The 17,029-nt window shown below is 45.5% G+C and carries 14 protein-coding genes; 10 read left to right on the top strand and 4 right to left on the bottom strand.

All coding sequences use genetic code 11. The features are described from left to right. Position 1 precedes the first annotated feature (1 nt). From infB to rimP, 3 genes are all read right to left on the bottom strand, one after another. Positions 2-2,875: a translation initiation factor IF-2 gene (gene infB, locus DDT91_RS05650; RefSeq protein ID WP_187175177.1), complete on the bottom strand. Its 2,874-nt coding sequence runs from the start codon at positions 2,873-2,875 to the stop codon at positions 2-4. Between the two features lie 61 nt (positions 2,876-2,936). After that, a complete protein-coding gene (nusA, locus tag DDT91_RS05645; protein ID WP_187175176.1) occupies positions 2,937-4,181 on the bottom strand; it encodes a transcription termination factor NusA in 1,245 nt (414 codons plus the stop codon). Positions 4,182-4,186: 5 nt separating this feature from the next. Continuing rightward, on the bottom strand, positions 4,187-4,660 hold the full coding sequence (gene rimP, locus DDT91_RS05640) for a ribosome maturation factor RimP (protein WP_187175175.1): 474 nt from the start codon (positions 4,658-4,660) through the stop codon (positions 4,187-4,189). Between the two features lie 318 nt (positions 4,661-4,978). Between rimP and DDT91_RS05635 the strand changes: the two genes are divergently transcribed. The 5 genes from DDT91_RS05635 to rodA all read left to right on the top strand — a co-directional run bounded on the left by DDT91_RS05635 (position 4,979) and on the right by rodA (position 10,627). Continuing rightward, complete coding sequence (locus DDT91_RS05635) at positions 4,979-6,007, top strand: rod shape-determining protein (RefSeq protein ID WP_111394575.1); 1,029 nt, start codon at positions 4,979-4,981, stop codon at positions 6,005-6,007. A 7-nt stretch (positions 6,008-6,014) separates the two neighbouring features. Further along, entirely contained in the window at positions 6,015-6,854 is an 840-nt protein-coding gene (mreC, locus tag DDT91_RS05630) for a rod shape-determining protein MreC (protein ID WP_187175174.1), read from the top strand. Beyond that, positions 6,844-7,365, top strand: coding sequence for a rod shape-determining protein MreD (locus DDT91_RS05625; RefSeq protein ID WP_187175173.1), 522 nt, complete (start codon positions 6,844-6,846; stop codon positions 7,363-7,365). Before mreC ends, DDT91_RS05625 begins: the two co-directional genes overlap by 11 nt. Positions 7,366-7,549: 184 nt before the next feature. Continuing rightward, positions 7,550-9,352: a penicillin-binding protein 2 gene (gene mrdA / locus DDT91_RS05620; RefSeq protein ID WP_187175172.1), complete on the top strand. Its 1,803-nt coding sequence runs from the start codon at positions 7,550-7,552 to the stop codon at positions 9,350-9,352. Beyond that, entirely contained in the window at positions 9,353-10,627 is a 1,275-nt protein-coding gene (gene rodA, locus DDT91_RS05615) for a rod shape-determining protein RodA (RefSeq protein WP_187175171.1), read from the top strand. A gap of 79 nt (positions 10,628-10,706) precedes the next feature. Here rodA and DDT91_RS05610 read toward each other — a convergent pair whose 3' ends face one another. Next, positions 10,707-11,828 (bottom strand): hypothetical protein, encoded by a 1,122-nt coding sequence (locus DDT91_RS05610; RefSeq protein ID WP_187175170.1) that lies wholly within the window; start codon positions 11,826-11,828, stop codon positions 10,707-10,709. Positions 11,829-11,861: 33 nt separating this feature from the next. Here DDT91_RS05610 and DDT91_RS05605 point away from each other — a divergent pair, with 33 nt between their 5' ends. The 5 genes from DDT91_RS05605 to DDT91_RS05585 all read left to right on the top strand — a co-directional run. Next, positions 11,862-12,188, top strand: coding sequence for a 2Fe-2S iron-sulfur cluster-binding protein (locus tag DDT91_RS05605; RefSeq protein ID WP_187175169.1), 327 nt, complete (start codon positions 11,862-11,864; stop codon positions 12,186-12,188). A gap of 2 nt (positions 12,189-12,190) precedes the next feature. Then, positions 12,191-12,775 (top strand): thymidine kinase, encoded by a 585-nt coding sequence (locus DDT91_RS05600; protein ID WP_187175168.1) that lies wholly within the window; start codon positions 12,191-12,193, stop codon positions 12,773-12,775. 11 nt (positions 12,776-12,786) lie between these two features. Beyond that, positions 12,787-13,476, top strand: coding sequence for a DNA repair protein RecO (gene recO / locus DDT91_RS05595; protein ID WP_187175167.1), 690 nt, complete (start codon positions 12,787-12,789; stop codon positions 13,474-13,476). A 204-nt stretch (positions 13,477-13,680) separates the two neighbouring features. Beyond that, entirely contained in the window at positions 13,681-15,582 is a 1,902-nt protein-coding gene (gene rho, locus DDT91_RS05590; protein ID WP_187175166.1) for a transcription termination factor Rho, read from the top strand. Between the two features lie 568 nt (positions 15,583-16,150). Further along, positions 16,151-17,029, top strand: an 879-nt coding sequence (locus DDT91_RS05585) for an Ig-like domain-containing protein (protein ID WP_187175165.1), incomplete at its 3' end; no start/stop codon positions are given.

Here is a 17,029-nt window from a genome sequence, read left to right as displayed (position 1 = left end):
TTTATTTCTTGCGCTTGATTTCTCTCATCTCGTATCCTTCGATCGTGTCATCGATTTGGATATTGTTGAAGTTTTTGATGGAGATACCGCATTCGTATCCAGCCTTCACCTCAGATACATCGTCCTTGAATCGCTTCAATTGATCGATTTCTCCTTCATGGATAACTATACCATCGCGAATAATGCGGATTTTGTTCTTTCTGGTAATGAAACCATCGGTCACATACGAACCCGCAACTGTTCCCACTTTGGAGATCTTGAATACCTCACGCACGATAATGTTACCAGTGATGACTTCTTCGTATTCCGGCTCCAACATACCTTCGATCGCATCCTTGATTTGATTGATCGCATCGTAAATGATGGAGTAGTGACGGATTTCGATCTCTTCCTGCTCGGCCAGTTTCTTGGCGTTGGAAGAAGGACGAACCTGGAATCCAATGATGATCGCATCTGAGGCAGAGGCCAACAATACATCCGATTCAGAGATCTGACCCACCCCTTTATGAATGATGCTCACTTTCACCTCATCCTTGGAAAGTTTGAGCAAGGAATCAGAAAGTGCCTCCACAGAACCGTCCACGTCACCTTTGATGATGATGTTGAGTTCCTTAAAGCTTCCGATTGCCAATCGGCGACCGATTTCATCCAAGGTGATGTGTTTCTTGGTACGCAAGCTCTGCTCACGCTGAATTTGCTCTCTGGAGTTGGCGATTTCTCTGGCTTCTCTTTCTGTGTCGTACACCTTAATGGTATCCCCTGCCTGAGGAGCGCCACTGAGACCCAATACTTGGACCGGAGTGGAAGGTCCTGCTTCTTTCAGCTTTTTGCCCTTGTGGTCAAACATGGCTTTCACACGACCATAGTGCTGACCTGCCAGCATGATATCACCGATTCGAAGGGTACCTGCCTGAACCATGATGGTGGCGACATATCCGCGACCTTTGTCCAAGGAGGCTTCGATGACTGTTCCTACAGCATTTTTATTTGGATTGGCTTTCAGTTCGAGGATTTCTGCCTCAAGCAACACCTTTTCCAAGAGCTCATCTACGCCTTGACCCGTTTTTGCGGATATTTCCTGGGATTGATATTTACCTCCCCAATCTTCTACCAAGAGATTCATGTTTGCCAGTTCTTCCTTGATTTTCTCAGGACGGGCATTTGGCTTATCTACCTTATTGATCGCGAAGATCATCGGCACACCCGCCACTTGAGCATGGTTGATGGCCTCTTTGGTCTGTGGCATGATGCTGTCATCAGCTGCAATAACAATGATGGCCACGTCAGTGATTTTGGCACCACGAGCACGCATCGCTGTAAATGCCTCGTGACCCGGAGTATCAAGGAAGGCAATTTTGTGCCCAGTCTTGGTCATCACATCGTAAGCACCAATGTGCTGGGTAATACCGCCCGCTTCAGCCGCAGTCACTTTGGACATGCGTATGTAGTCTAGCAAAGAGGTTTTACCATGGTCTACGTGACCCATGATGGTCACGATCGGTGCTCTTTCTTCCAATTCCTCTTCAGAATCCACCGCTTCCTCCTCCATCTCGTCTTCGATGGACTTGGTAAATTCCACATCATAGCCGAACTCATCCGCGATAATGGTGATGGCTTCTGCATCCAGTCTCTGGTTGATCGAAACGAACATACCCAAGGACATACAGGTAGAAATGACCTGATTCACCGAAACATCCATCAAGGCGGCTAGGTCATTTGCCGAAATAAATTCGGTAACCTTCAATACTTTTGACTCTTCGCCTTCTGATTCTACCTCTCGGTCACGATCTGCGCGTTTATCTCTTCTTGTCTTTGTCTTTCCTCCTCCGGGCTTGTTGCCCTGAAGTCTAGCCAAAGTCTGTTTGATTTGATCCTGAATCTCCTTTTGGGTTGGCTCAGCCTTTTGCAAGCGTTGCTGCTGTGGCTGATTTCCTCCGCCTTTCTGCTGCTGTCCACCCTTTTGCTGTTGGCCTCCACCCTGACCTGGTTTTCCTCCACGCTGATCTTGAGGCCTGTTCTGACCACCTTGGCCTCCACCTTGCCCGGCAGATTGACCTGGAGCTCCAGGTTTGTCAATACGTTTTCTAGGTCGCTTTTTGTCTCTTCCTTTTTCGTCAGAAGAAGCTACTGGTCCTCCTTTTTTCTTGGCACGGTCCACTGGCAACTCGATCTTTCCAAGCACGGTCAAGCCTTTTAAGGAATCCGCTTTTGCAGAGATCAATTCGCTTTCTACTGGTTGCTCTTTCACTGGCTCAGGAGCCGGCTTAGGTTGAGGAGCGGGAACGGGCTGCTTTTGAACTTGCTCTGGTCTAGGCTGTGGCGCTGCTTGCTGTTGGGGTTGTGGCTTTGGCTGAGGTTTTGGAGCCTCAGGAGCTTTTTCCACAACCGGCGTTGGAGCTGGAGCAGGTTTGGGTTGCGGAGCCGGAGTTGGAGCAGGGGTAGGGGTAGGAGCCGGCTTTTTGTCCAGGTCAATTTTCCCCAGGATTTTTATCCCTTCCAACTTTGGAGCTTCAGGCGTGATTTTCTCAGGTTGGGGTTCCTCGGCTTTTACTGAAGGAACTGGAGTCGGCTTGGGTTCTTCCTTATGAACCGGGGCTGGAATAGGCTCGGGAGCTTTTTCCTGCTTTGGTGTTTCAGGCTCGAGCGATATAGGCTCATGACGCTTCCCTATGGATAGGTGGGAAGCTTCTTCCTTTTCAAGGGCAGAGGATTTGAACTCCTTTTCCAGCATGGCCACTTGATCCATGTTAATCTTGGAATTGGGATTGTTCTCTACCTCATAGCCCTTTTTAGCCAGTGACTCCACGATGGTTGCCGTACCCACGTTGAGCTTTCTGGCTATCTGGCCTAATCGCATCATTTTTTCTTCTGACATAAGCAAAAACCTCTTTCGAAATCTTAAATAAAATTAGGGTATTCTTCGGGGTTAATTCCCCTTATTGTTCAAATTCTGTTCTGAGTATTCGGAAAATCTCATCAATAGTCTCTTCTTCCAACTCAGTTCTTCGGATTAAATCCTCCTTGGTCAGCGCCAACACACTCTTGGCGGTATCCAAACCCGTTTTCTTCAGTTCATCGATGATCCACTGATCAATTTCATCAGAGAATTCATTCAAGTCCACATCTTCATCGTCGTATTCATTCAATTCACGGAATACATCAATTTCGTAACCTACCAATCGGCTTGCCAATTTAATATTAAAGCCGCCTTTGCCAATGGCAAGGGAAACCTGATCTGGCTTCAAAAACACAGAGATTCGCTTGGAATCTGGGTTGACACTGATAGAGGAGACCTTGGCAGGGCTCAAAGCCCTTGAAACATAAAGCTCCAAATTATCCGTGTAGTTGATCACGTCTATGTTTTCGTTCTGAAGTTCACGCACTACTGCATGAATTCGAGAACCTTTCATCCCCACACAGGCGCCTACCGGATCGATGCGGTCATCGTACGATTCTACAGCTACTTTGGCTCTTTCTCCCGGTTCACGAACGATCTTCACGATGGTAATCAGCCCATCGTACACTTCAGGCACCTCATTTTCAAACAATCTCTCCAGGAACACCGGAGATGTTCTTGACAGGATCACTTTAGGATTACCATTGATCATATCCACTCGGTGGACAATAGCTTTTACTGTATCTCCTTTTCTGAATCGGTCTTTAGGAATCTGTTCTCCTTTTGGAAGAATCAATTCATTACCCTCTCCGTCGATCAGAAGAATTTCGCGACCTAGAATCTGATAAACTTCTGCAGAAATAATTTCTCCAACTTGCTCCTCATACTTATTGTATAGGATGTCCTTTTCAAGATCCTTGATACGCTGAATCAGAGTCTGACGAGCCATTTGGACCGCTCTTCTTCCGAATTCCTCCAGTTCGATTTTCTCGTAAACTTCCTCACCGATTTCAAAATCAGGCTCAATTTTTTGCGCATCGCTCAAGCTGATCTTGTCAAAATCCCAAATATCCTCAGAGTTGTCATCCACAATCTCACGAATACGGAAAATCTCAAGGTCACCCTTGTCTGCGTTGATAGTCACGTCGAAGTTTTCATCCGTCTCAAATTTTTTACGGATCATCGCTCGGAATACATCTTCCAGAATACGGATCATCGTAGGTCGATCCACATTTTTAGATCTCGCAAACTCTGCGAAGGATTCTATTAAGATTTTGGCATCCATTGGAGTTATTTAAAAGATACTTGTACGATTGATTTCTTGATTTGCTCGAAAGGAACCACCATTTCCTCTTCGGTGGCCTTTTTCCCTTTTTCCTTCTTTTTGACCAACAATTTGATTTCAGATTCACCTACTTCTAAAAGCTTTCCGGTCAACTCTGACCCTGAACTCAAAAGAACTTTTAGCTCTCTATCCAAATTCTTAAGGTATTGCCTACGGCTGCTCAGCGGATAATCCAAACCTGGCGAGGACACCTCTAAGACATAGGCCTGACCGATCAGATCTTTGGCTTCAAGCTCTTCGGATACCGCTCTGCTTACCAAAGCACAGGAATCAATAGTCAATCCCTGATCCGCGTCAATGAGAATCAAAAGCCTGGTTTTGCCCGCTTTCTCCTCCATTTTTACCTCCACCACAAAATGGCTTTGGTCCGGAAGGTGCTTATCTACCAATTCTTGGATCGTTTGTTTCAGCTCAGTCATAAGTAAGGATAATGAAAGAGGGGACTTGTGTCCCCTCCAGAAACTTTCGAATACGGCACAAAAGTAATATAAAGAATCCCGAAATACAAAACGACCAAAATGAAAGCTGAGGTTATTCAGCATTTTCTTCAGAAAAATCAAAGGAAACATTCTGATATCGTCCTTGAAAAACGAAATGTGATTTAAAAACAAAAAAATCTTCTTTCCCTCAGTTTTGTCGATTTAAGATAATAATTTTGCCGACCCACGTTTAAAAACCGTACTCAGGTACTATCTTAAACTCCAATATCCAGTTCATAGCCAACTCAACACTTCAAAATGGGATTATTTGATTTTTTCTCTAGTGATATAGCCATCGATTTGGGTACAGCCAATACCCTGATCATTCATAAAGACAAAATCGTGGTGGACGAACCGTCCATCATTGCGATAGACAAAACCAACAATCGGGTTCTTGCAGTCGGCCGAGAGGCTATGAACATGCACGAAAAAACCCACGAAAACATCAAAACTATCCGTCCTCTCAAGGATGGTGTGATTGCTGATTTCTATGCGGCAGAACAAATGATCCGAGGCCTGATCAAAATGATCCCCGGTCAGAAAAAAGGTATGTTCCCGCAATCTCACCGCATGGTCATCTGTATTCCTTCCGGAATTACGGAAGTGGAAAAGCGTGCAGTTCGTGACTCTGCCGAACATGCCGGTGCCAAAGAGGTGTACATGATCTACGAACCAATTGCAGCAGCAATTGGTATCGGTATTGATATTGAAAAGCCCATGGGCTCTATGATCGTGGATATCGGAGGTGGTACTACCGAGATCGCATTGATTGCTCTGTCCGGCATCGTGGCTGACCAATCTATCCGTGTAGCAGGTGATACCTTCACCAAGGACATCTTGGATTACATGAGACGTCAACACAATTTGCTCATCGGGGAGCGCTCTGCCGAAAAAGTAAAAATTGCCATTGGTTCGGCTTTGACTGAGCTGGATGATGCTCCGGAAGATTATGAAATCCGTGGAAGGGACTTGATGACAGGCATTCCCAAAGTGATCAAAGTGTCTTACTCAGAAATCGCTTTTGCCCTGGATAAGTCCGTTTCAAAAATCGAAGAAGCGGTCCTGAAAGCCTTGGAGATCGCTCCACCGGAACTTTCGGCCGACATCTATGACAATGGTATCCATCTGACCGGTGGTGGTGCTTTGCTGAAAGGGTTGGACAAGCGCCTTCATCAAAAAACCAAATTGCCTATCCACATTGCCGAAGATCCGCTTCGTGCTGTAGTAAGAGGAACAGGCACTGCCCTGAAAAATATCCAAAACTTCCGAACCGTTCTGATGACCTAAGTACTGAATGCTACGCATCCTACAGTTCCTTTATCGAATAAGGGCATTTCTTTTATTTGTTTTTCTAGAAGTGGTGGCAGTCTGGATGATTGTCTCCAACAATTCTCCCCAGGGTGCAGCTTTCTTCAACAGTTCGAATGCAGTAATCGGATCGGTATTGCAAAAGCAGGCCGACGTGGTACAGTTTTTTTCTTTGGCAGATGCCAATGAAGCATTGACCGAAGAAAATGCCAAGATCATGAGTGAACTCTTGGCCTTGCAATCCAAGCCGGACAGCATGCCAATTGCCCTTGATTCCGCACTGGAAATGAATTTTCAGTTCAAAGGAGCCCGAGTAATCGCCAATTCACTTCGGTTTTCTCAGAATTACCTTACCCTGAATAAGGGGTCCAAAGACGGTGTCAAACCCGGTATGGGCGTATTCAATTCCGAAGGTGCTGTGGGAAGAGTAAAATCTGTTTCCGAAAACTATTCCGTGGCATTTTCCTTGCTGAATACCAGTTTGCTCGTTTCCTCCAAGATCAAATCCACCGAAGTGTTTGGCTCTGTGCAGTGGAATGGAGCAGATGCGGCAGAAGCCAAACTGCTCTATGTACCCAGACACGTGAAAACACAGGAAGGGGACTCTGTGATCACCTCAGGATTCAATGCTGTATTTCCGGAAGGAATTCTCATCGGAATCATCTCAAAAGTAGAGGCTGACAAAAAAGATCCCAATTATCTGGATCTGACCGTGAGGCTGAGCGCAGATTTCAGTAAATTAACTTATGTCTATCTGGTCGAAAACACCAGATTCAACGAATTGGATTCTTTATATCGTCAAGCTGAATTGACCAATGAATATTAGAACTTTAATCTCTTTTACGCTCCTTCTGCTGCTATTGGGATTGGTTCAGATTTTTTTATTGAAAAACCTGGCCCTTTTTGGAGTCGCATTTGGTTTTTTGTACCTCTTGGGGATTTTGATTTTACCGACCTCCATTCGGACTGTTCCGCTGTTGATCATTGCATTTTTGCTTGGCTTTGCTCTGGACGTTTTCTATGAAACGATAGGGATGCACGCCGCAGCAGCCACGGCCTTGGCTTTTGTAAGACCACTTTGGCTCAAAGCAACCAGCCCAACGGGAGGATATGACGAAGCAGAAGTTCCAAGCCTTTCAGAGATTGGGGTTGGAAGATTTGTCAGTTACGCGTTTCCCTTGATTTTCTTGTATTCCCTGGTGTTTTTTATTGCTGACCAATGGGGTACCGGAGGCTTTTTGGGGGTAATCAACAAAAGCTTGTTTTCCGCGATTTTCACCACGCTTTTGGTTATACTTGTCCAACTACTGTTCTTCAAACGCAGGAGAGGAATCTGATGAAATCGAGCATGTTGTTACGGTCAGAAACGGGGATAATTATAATCCATGTGACCTTGGAGAAACAATTATAATCACGTGAAATCGAGCAGCATTAAAAATTTCAAACGAGCATGAAACTAAGCTGTGCGAGATTCCTCCCAATAGCTATCAGGATGACCATAAAAAATCAAGGTGTAATCAGATGAAAGACCAAAGACCTGTAGTCATTCTCATCTTTATTTTCTTGGTGAGTATTGTACTGCTTACCAAGCTTTTTATGATCCAAGTGCTGGATGACAGCTTTATGAAAAGAGCTGAACGGAATGCTATTCAGCGGATTGTAGACCACCCCTATCGCGGGTTGATTTACGACCGAAATGGTAAGCTGATGGTGTTCAACAATCCGATTTTTGACCTGATGGTGGTACCGAAAGAATTTAAAGTCGGAGATACAACCCGCTTTTGTCAGCTTTTCAAGATCAGCAAGGAGGAATTGATCGAGAAGTATGAAGCAGCAAAAAATTACTCCCGAGTAAAACCCTCCCCCCTGATCAAGCAAATCTCTACCACTGATTTTGCCAGAATTCAGGACTTTTTGGTGGATTATCCGGGACTGTTTATCATGACCCGATCGGTCAGATCCTATCCCACTCCCACTGCTGCCCATGCCTTAGGGTATATCGGTGAAATCAGTGCAGGCCAACTTGAAAAAGACACCCTCAAATATTACTCCCAGGGCGATTATGTGGGACTCAGCGGGCTGGAGCGCTACTATGAGAATGAGCTGAGGGGCAAAAAGGGTGTAAAATACAAGATGGTGAACGTCCGCGGGGTGGACAAAGGCCCATTCAAAGACGGTGAATACGATACAGCCTCTGTGGCAGGAAAAAACATCACTTCTACCATTGACTTAGAACTTCAGCGTTACGGAGAAATGCTGATGAATGGGAAGACTGGTTCTGTGGTGGCGATTGAGCCCAAAACAGGCGAAATCCTTGCGATGATTTCTGCTCCATTCTACGACCCAAACGAGCTTACAGGCGCGGAATTCAGCAAAACCTACCGAAGGCTAAACAACGATAAATCGAAGCCTTTATTCAACAGGCCGATCATGGCCATGTATCCTCCGGGATCGATTTTCAAAATTGTCCAAAGCTTGATAGGTCTTCAGGAGGGAATATTGACTCCCAATTCCACCTTTGCCTGCAACCGGTCTCTGGTAGCATGCCATAATCACCCCAATCCCGTGAATTTGTTTGGGGCGATCCGTAACTCCTGCAATCCCTATTACCATCAGGCTTTTCGGCAAATCATCAATCAGGAGGTCTCCACCAATACCTTTAAGGACACAGAGATCGGGTTGAATGCCTGGAGAGAGCATGTGATCAAATTCGGCTTGGGGTCCCCCTTGGGCTTGGACATGATGGGAGAAAAGGGGGGAGATATTCCTTCCAGCAAACTGTATGATCGAGTCTATGGCCCAGGAAGGTGGAAATATTCCACGATCTATTCGCTTTCCATCGGTCAGGGTGAAATGCAAGTGACTCCACTTCAAATGGCCAATCTAGCCGCAATTTTTGCCAATAAGGGGTATTATTACACACCTCATCTGGTGAAGGCAGTCGATGGCGATCCAACTTTGATACCCGGCAAATTCCAGATCAAACACGATGTGGGGATTGATGCCCATCATTTTGACCTGATACAGGATGCCATGGCGGAGGCACTTTATGGTACGGCCAACCGGGCAGTGATCAAGGATTTGGTGATTGCGGGCAAGACCGGAACTGCCCAAAATCCACACGGAGAGGACCACTCTGTATTTATTGCATTTGCTCCAAAAGACGATCCCAAAATCGCCATCGCCGTGTATGTGGAAAATGCAGGCTGGGGAGGTCGGGCAGCAGCAAGTACAGCCTCCCTCATGATCGAGAAATACATCAAAGGTCAAATCACCAGACCGGAACTGGAGCAGTATGTACTGGCAGGAAACTTTATTTACTAAATGAGAGAATCAGACATTCATATCAACCGGGTGGATTGGATCGCAGTATCCATCTATTTTGCCTTGGTCATCATCGGCTGGTTCAACATTTATGCAGCAGTGTATGACAGCCAGGTAGAAAAAAGCATTTTTGACTTTTCGATCAATTCGGGAAAACAGCTGGTTTGGATCGGTACGGCTATCGCATTGATCACCATCATTATGGTGGCTGACTATAGGTTTTTTGAAAACCTCTCCCTAGTGATCTATGTAATTTTCATGTTGCTGCTGGTCGTGACCCCCTTTGTAGGAAAAGAGGTCAACGGACAGACCTTGTCCATTGGCTTTGGAGATTTCCGCATTCAGCCTGGAGAGTTTGCCAAATTTGCCACGGCACTGGCCTTGGCTAAAGTCATGGAGCGACCTACGTTTGACCTTTCCAAAAAGAACTATCAAATCATCGCCTTTGGCGTCCTTCTCATCCCCATTGCCCTGATTTTGCTTCAGCCTGATACAGGGACGGCCATGGTGTATTTTTCCTTTTTGCTGATGTTTTATAGAGAGGGCCTTCCACAGTGGTATTACATTCTGGGATTTGGATTTGTAGCTATTACTCTTTTGGCCTTGGGAGTTGACAATAATCTTTATCTGGCGCTTGCTGTGGCGATTTTTGCAGGGATTCTTATTTTCCTGGGAAAAAGAACCTGGCAAAGAATCCTGGCATTTTCCCTGATCGGAATCGGTATAATCGCCTACATCTATTCCATCGATTTTGTGGTAGCAAAACTCCCTCCCCATCAGCAAAACCGAATCATGGTATTGTTTAATCCCGACATTGACCCTTTAGGGGTGGGATGGAATGTGACCCAATCCAAAATTGCGATCGGGTCAGGAGGACTGTTGGGAAAAGGCTACCTGGAAGGAACCCAAACCAAGTTTGACTTTGTACCTGAGCAACACACCGACTTTATCTTCTGTACCCTCGGAGAGGAATTTGGATGGATAGGAAGCTTGGTGGTGATAGGATTATTTGCAGGGCTCCTGTATCGATTGGTGATTATGGCAGAGCGGCAGAAAACTCGTTTTTCAAGAATATACGGATACGGAGTCGTTTCCATCCTGCTTTTTCACTTCATGATCAATATCGCCATGACTATTGGCCTGTTCCCTGTAGTGGGGATTCCTCTGCCTTTCTTTAGCTATGGAGGATCTTCACTCTGGTCATTCACCGTTCTGTTATTCATTTTTATCAAATTTGACTCTTCAAGAGCCACTCAACTCGGTAGAATCAGCTAAGGCAGATTTGCCTCTCCAGAAAACAAAAAAGAGCGGGAAACTCTGAATTTTCCGCTCTTCTCTTAATGCCTTTTGGATATCAATCCAAAAATTTTCTGTAGACCAATCGCATAAACTCCTGGACGGGTTCGGAGTCGGTTTCCCACCCCAATTCAGCCACAAAACGTGAATTTACCAGGTCCACCGCCGCTTCAAATGATCCCGCCACGTCGATGGACTTGAGCGCATGACGGAGCAAATCCGCATTCCCGTCAAACAATTCCTTGGTAAACATAAAGCGCTGATTGAGGGCAAGGCTCTCTGACAATTCCCCCATGATTCCTTTCATTCCTTTGTAAGACTCAGAGGAAAATTGTGCCCTCAGCTTCGAAGCATTCAACATAACCCCTGCACTTGCAGGGTTACTTTTGAAAACCGGCGGGGTTCCGACTACCTTGGAGACAAATTCTGGTTCCTTGACTGGAGTGGGCGAAGGGGCTGGACTAATGGGTTGATCATCCTCTATGTCTTCAAAGAAAGAAGGAGCCGGTTCTTGAGGCAGTTTTTCCTCTTCTGCCTCAGGAGAGGAAGCAGCAGGCTCATTCACCAGATAGAGATCAAGATTGAAAGCTTTTACCTCTCCCAAAGTGGCTAAAAGCAAGTTGACTGACTCCAAGGAATCTTTGATCACTTGGTAATTAGCAGAAATGGCCCTGTGATACGCTTCCACATCATGTCCAAAACCTGCTTTATCAATCAGGAAAGTGACCACCTTATCGTTCCACTTATAGTATTTTTTATTTTCCCGTAGGAAATCATTGATTTTACCTGAAGGGGCTTTTCTGATCTCCCGCTGATAAAAAGAAACCGGGTCAGTGGCCACCTCGATTGCTTGTTTCACAGCCGTATTGACCATAGGCTCGAGATAGGTTCTCTCCACTTTGATCCTGCGCGAAAGCACATTCATAAACTGGGTCAAAGCGTCATGCACCGCAATGTCTCTGTAATCGAAATAAGGGCTGCTTTTCAGCTTGGCCAATTCTTCCTGCCAAAGCTCAAACAACCTCTTGATCACAAAAAAATTAACCTGAGTACTACTGGTAAGCTGAATTATTTCCTGTCCGGTGATAAATTGCCGCCCGTTAAAAAATCGATCACAGACCAACTGGGCGTATTCTTTGGAATAATTTTCTAAATAATTGCTGTTAATTTGAACTGTCATGGGTAGGTCTTGTTTTCAAAAGCAAACGAACTGATGCCCCGAATTATCATTCAAAATCTTGAAAATTTCACGATCGATTCGGAAAATACCGATCGTAAAGTTATCGAATTAATTCATGAAAACGGCATCGATTGGATGCATGCTTGTGGTAAAAAAGGTCGTTGTACCACCTGCAAAATGATCATCTTGGAAGGACAGGAAAACCTAAGTCCGGAAACTGACCGGGAGTTATTTTACAGAAACCAAAACCGACTCAAGCCCGATGAGCGCCTTTGCTGTCAGGCTAACTTACTGAAGAACACGCTCACCATCAAAGTTGCCGAAATCAACAAATTCCCACACCTGAAGTATTCGGATTAACCATGTTTATAGAACCCTCCCTAAGCAGTAGAAAACAAACCGAGCGAAAAGGACAGATCGAAGTGATCTGCGGGTCTATGTTTTCGGGAAAAACGGAAGAGTTGATCCGAAGACTAAACCGGGCCAGATTGGCCAAGCTCAAAGTGGAGATTTTCAAGCCTTCCGTGGACAAGCGATACCATGAGTCAGATGTGGTTTCACACAATGAAAACAGTATCCGGTCCACTCCGGTCCATTTTGCGGGAGATATTCTTCTTCTTTCCGGAAACTGTGATGTGGTAGGAATAGACGAAGCACAGTTTTTTGATGAAGAAATCGTTCGCGTGGTGCAAATCCTCGCCAATCAAGGCAAACGGGTGATTCTAGCGGGCTTGGATATGGATTTTGAGGGCAAGCCCTTCGAGCCCATGCCCCGGCTTATGGCAATTGCCGAATATGTCACCAAAGTGCATGCGATCTGTATGAAGTGCGGGGATTTGGCGGCTTTTTCCTTTCGGCTTACCGAAGCAAAAGAAAAAGTAGTCTTGGGTGAAAAGGAAAGCTACGAAGCCCGCTGCCGCAAATGCTTCTTTGAGGACAAAAAATAAGACCTCTCACCATGCTGAAAAAGACCGCCGGGATCGTGCTCAATTACCTTAGGTATGGTGACACGAGCATCATCGTGAAGATCTTCACCCGGGAGTTGGGTCTTAAATCCTACTTGGTCAATGGAGTCAGAACTCAGGGAAAGGGCAGTAAAATAGCACTTTATCAGCCGCTAACCATGCTCGATTTGGTGGTGTATGACAAGGAAAATGCTGGCCTTCAGCGTATTTCCGAAGCCAAAATTGTCCACCCTCACCGGCTGATTCCCTTTGATTTTGCCCGTACAAGCATCGCCTTGTTTATGACTGAGGTGATCAACCGAAGCATTTACGAAGGCTATCAAAATGAATGGCTCTTTGATTTTTTGGAAGAAAGTGTCTTGGTGTTAGACAGGCAGGAAAGTACTTTGGGGCACTTCCCCTTGGTATTCCTGCTCGAAAAAGCCAAATACCTGGGGTTTGCCCCGGAATCCTCAGAAGGGTTTTTGGTAGAAACCGTAAACCATCCCTTTCCACCGGAAGAAATCGGACTCACCTTGGAATACTTGGAGGATTTACTGTCCCGGCGATATGAAAGTCAATACAGAATACCCGTGATGTTGCGAAGAAAGCTTCTCGATCACCTACTGGAATTTCACTCCGAGCATTTGGACAATCCATCTCCACTCAAATCCCTGCCCATCATCCGACAGCTAATGGGCTGAATTCTATCAGGTTTAAAAAAATCAAGGCAAAAAGAAAAAATTTGTTAAATCCATCCACAACGTTTAATATTGTACCATCACCGTGTATGAAGCAAGTCAGCCCACTTTGACTTGAGTCTTTCCTGCAGACCTTTTTTGCTCAGAAAATCATCCACGATCCCAATAACCGCATTTTACAGATCTTATTTATCTCACACCCTCTTTATGTACAACATAGAAGAACTCAGAATCAGGCTTTTATCTGAACTGAAGGAGATTGCTGAGGAGCTTGGAGTCAAAAACTTCAAATCTCTCAAGAAAGACGAGTTGGTATACGCCATACTCGATCAGCAGGCAATCACTCCTGAACAAGCCCTCCCCAAGAAAAAGCCCTCTATCGTAGAGACCCAAGCCCTCGAAGCAGCAGAAAAACAACCCGAATCACCTGCCCCTGCTGCTCCATCCGATCAACCCGAATTCAAATCAAAGTTCAGAAGACAAAACGTCACTGAGATCCAAGCTGCATCCGAAGCAGAGGCAAGTAGTACTCCCGCAGCCAAGGAAAAAGAAGCTCCCAAAACTGAACCGAGAGCTCCAAAAGAATTCACCCCCAGACCCGAACGTCGCGAGCCGAGACCGGAACGTGAACCCAGACCAGAACGTGAACCCAGACCGGAAAACAAAGAATTCAAACCCGAAGTAAAAGAGCTAAGACCGGAGAAAAAAGAACCTTCCGAGACTCCGGCGGAAGAACCAAAAACTTTTAGGCCAAGAAGGAGAGTATTTGAAGAGGTGAATGTATCCGAAAGCATTGCAGAGGAAACTACTTCAGAACAAACCCCTCCTGCCCCTGTCCCTCCGACAACCCAAGAGCCTAGAGCTCCAAGACCTGAGGGAGAAGTAGAACTGCCCAAGCGCAAAAACTTCAAGTCTCAGGATGAAGTAATGATGCCGGCAGCCGAAACGATCCCGGGCAATCCCCGCAAAAAACCTTTCGTCAGCCCACGGGAATTTGACGGAGTGATCGAGAATGAAGGCGTGCTCGAAATCATGCAGGAGGGTTATGGCTTCCTGAGATCTTTGGATTACAACTACCTGGCATCTCCGGACGACATCTATGTATCTCCAAGTCAGATCAAACTTTTCGGACTGAAAACCGGTGACCATATCAAAGGATCTATCCGTCCTCCAAAAGAAGGAGAAAAGTACTTTGCCCTGCTCAAGCTTGGCACTGTCAACGGCAAGACGACTGACGAAATCCGTGACCGTGTTCCTTTCGAATACCTCACCCCTCTTTTCCCTGAGGAAAGACTTAACCTATCCACCAAGCCGGACGGCTACTCCACCCGAATTTTGGACCTTTTTGCTCCGATCGGAAAGGGACAGCGGGGCATGATTGTGGCGCAGCCAAAGACCGGTAAGACTGTCCTCTTACAGCAAATCGCCAACGCCATCACGGTCAACCATCCTGAAGTCCATCTGATGATCTTATTGATCGACGAAAGACCTGAAGAAGTGACGGATATGGCACGCTCAGTTAAAGCAGAAGTTATCTCCTCCACCTTCGACGAGCAGGCAGAGAGACACGTTAAAGTAGCCAATATCGTACTCGAAAAAGCCAAGCGAATGGTCGAGGTAGGCCACGATGTGGTCATCCTTCTCGACTCCATCACCCGCCTGGCCCGTGCACACAACACCGTAGTCCCAAGCTCCGGAAAGATTCTCTCCGGTGGGGTGGATGCCAATGCCTTGCACAAGCCCAAGCGATTCTTCGGTGCAGCCCGAAATGTGGAAAACGGAGGCTCCCTGACCATCATCGCCACTGCCCTGGTAGAAACCGGTTCGAAGATGGACGAGGTGATTTTCGAAGAATTCAAAGGAACAGGCAACATGGAATTGGCGCTGGATCGGAAGCTGGCCAACCGAAGAATCTACCCTGCCATCGATGTACTCAGCTCAGGAACCCGAAGAGAGGACCTGTTGATGGACAAAGAAGAAATGCAGCGCGTATGGATTCTCCGTAAGCTGATGAGCGACATGACCTCTCAGGAGTCCATGGAGTTCTTGCTTCAGCGTATGAAAGGAACCCGGGACAATGCCGAGTTTTTGATATCGATGAACGGATAATATCCCTTCCTATAAATCCTAAAACGACCCCGGCTGAAAGGCTGGGGTTATTTTTTTCCTCTCCAAGAAAAAAGTTATTTGGCAAAATCCACTCATAACCACCAGCCTACCTAAGGTAAGAGAACCCAATTTCTAGCTCAATCAGGAATCATCATAGCCAACTGATTTTTATCCTAGGACAGTATTTACCCAAGTTTTAATTTCTGATTCCCGGTAAATAATCGGCCCAAATATTTAAATGAGTGGCCCAAAAAATCTTAAGATGAATAACCACTAAATAATCTGTCGCTTTTTGATAACAAAATGTTTAGAATGTTATTTTAGCCGTATCTTTAAGGCGCTGTAAAACATAACAATACACCAAATCAAATAATAGAATAGAAAGAAAAATAATTCCTGATTACCCAATTCTGGCAGAAAAGGAATTATAAAAATCAAGTCACCCCAATATTATCCCTTAACTAACAATCCACAAAAAGTCAGTCGATAAGATAGTAAGGAGGAAATTTGATTTATTTAAAAACAAAATGCAATTTTGTGTAGTCAAAATGCTTTTTAAGAAGCAGAAATGAATAAAGGCTTATTAAAATTTACCTTTTTATCGGTACTGATCCTGATCAGCTGGTATTCCTTTACCCAAACCAATACAGGTAAGCTTATTTTATTCAAGCCTATCGCCACAATTTTTCATGATGAAATTGAAGTCGAGGAAGAATTAGAAAGCCAAATAGAGCCCGAAAATCCCGACGCAATAGAGGAGGCCTTTAGGGAAATGGAGGTTTTACCGTGTCCGATAACTTTGACTTCTGCTGCTGGGACAATTAATCAATCAGTTTGTGAGCAACAAGCTATAGTAAATATAACTTATGAAATAATTGGTGCGACTAATGTTATTGTAACTAGCCTTCCTGCAGGAATTACCTTTAATTACTCCTCTAATATCTTAACAATCAGTGGCACCCCTGATCCGAATAGCTCCGTTGGATCTCCTTATACCTACTCCATTGAAGCAAATGGAGGAAGTTGTAATGGAACAGGAACAATTACCGTAGCTGCCCCTGCCAACGCAGGAAGTTTGAGCGGTATTCAAGATGTTTGTGTAGGTGGAACTCAAACTTTCTATTCCACGGTTCTCGGTGGTTCTTGGTCAACAAGTAATTCTGCAATTGCCACTGTCAATCCATCTACAGGCGTAGTAACAGGGGTAGCGGCAGGTACTGCTACCATTAACTACACCGTGCCCGGAACCGGAGGTTGTGCCGACGCAACAGCTACACGAACCGTGACTGTTACCGCTCCGCCAAGTGCAGGTACACTGGGTGGTGACCAAGCCGTTTGTATCGGCGGAACTTCAACTTTCGCCTCTACAATTCCGGGGGGTACCTGGACAACAAATAATGCTGCCATTGCTACAGTCAATCCTTCAACAGGCCTAGTAACCGGAGAT

It is taken from the genome of Algoriphagus sp. AK58, from assembly GCF_014324365.1.
Classification (GTDB): Bacteria; Bacteroidota; Bacteroidia; order Cytophagales; family Cyclobacteriaceae; genus Algoriphagus.
This window is presented reverse-complemented; position numbering and strand designations above follow the sequence as displayed.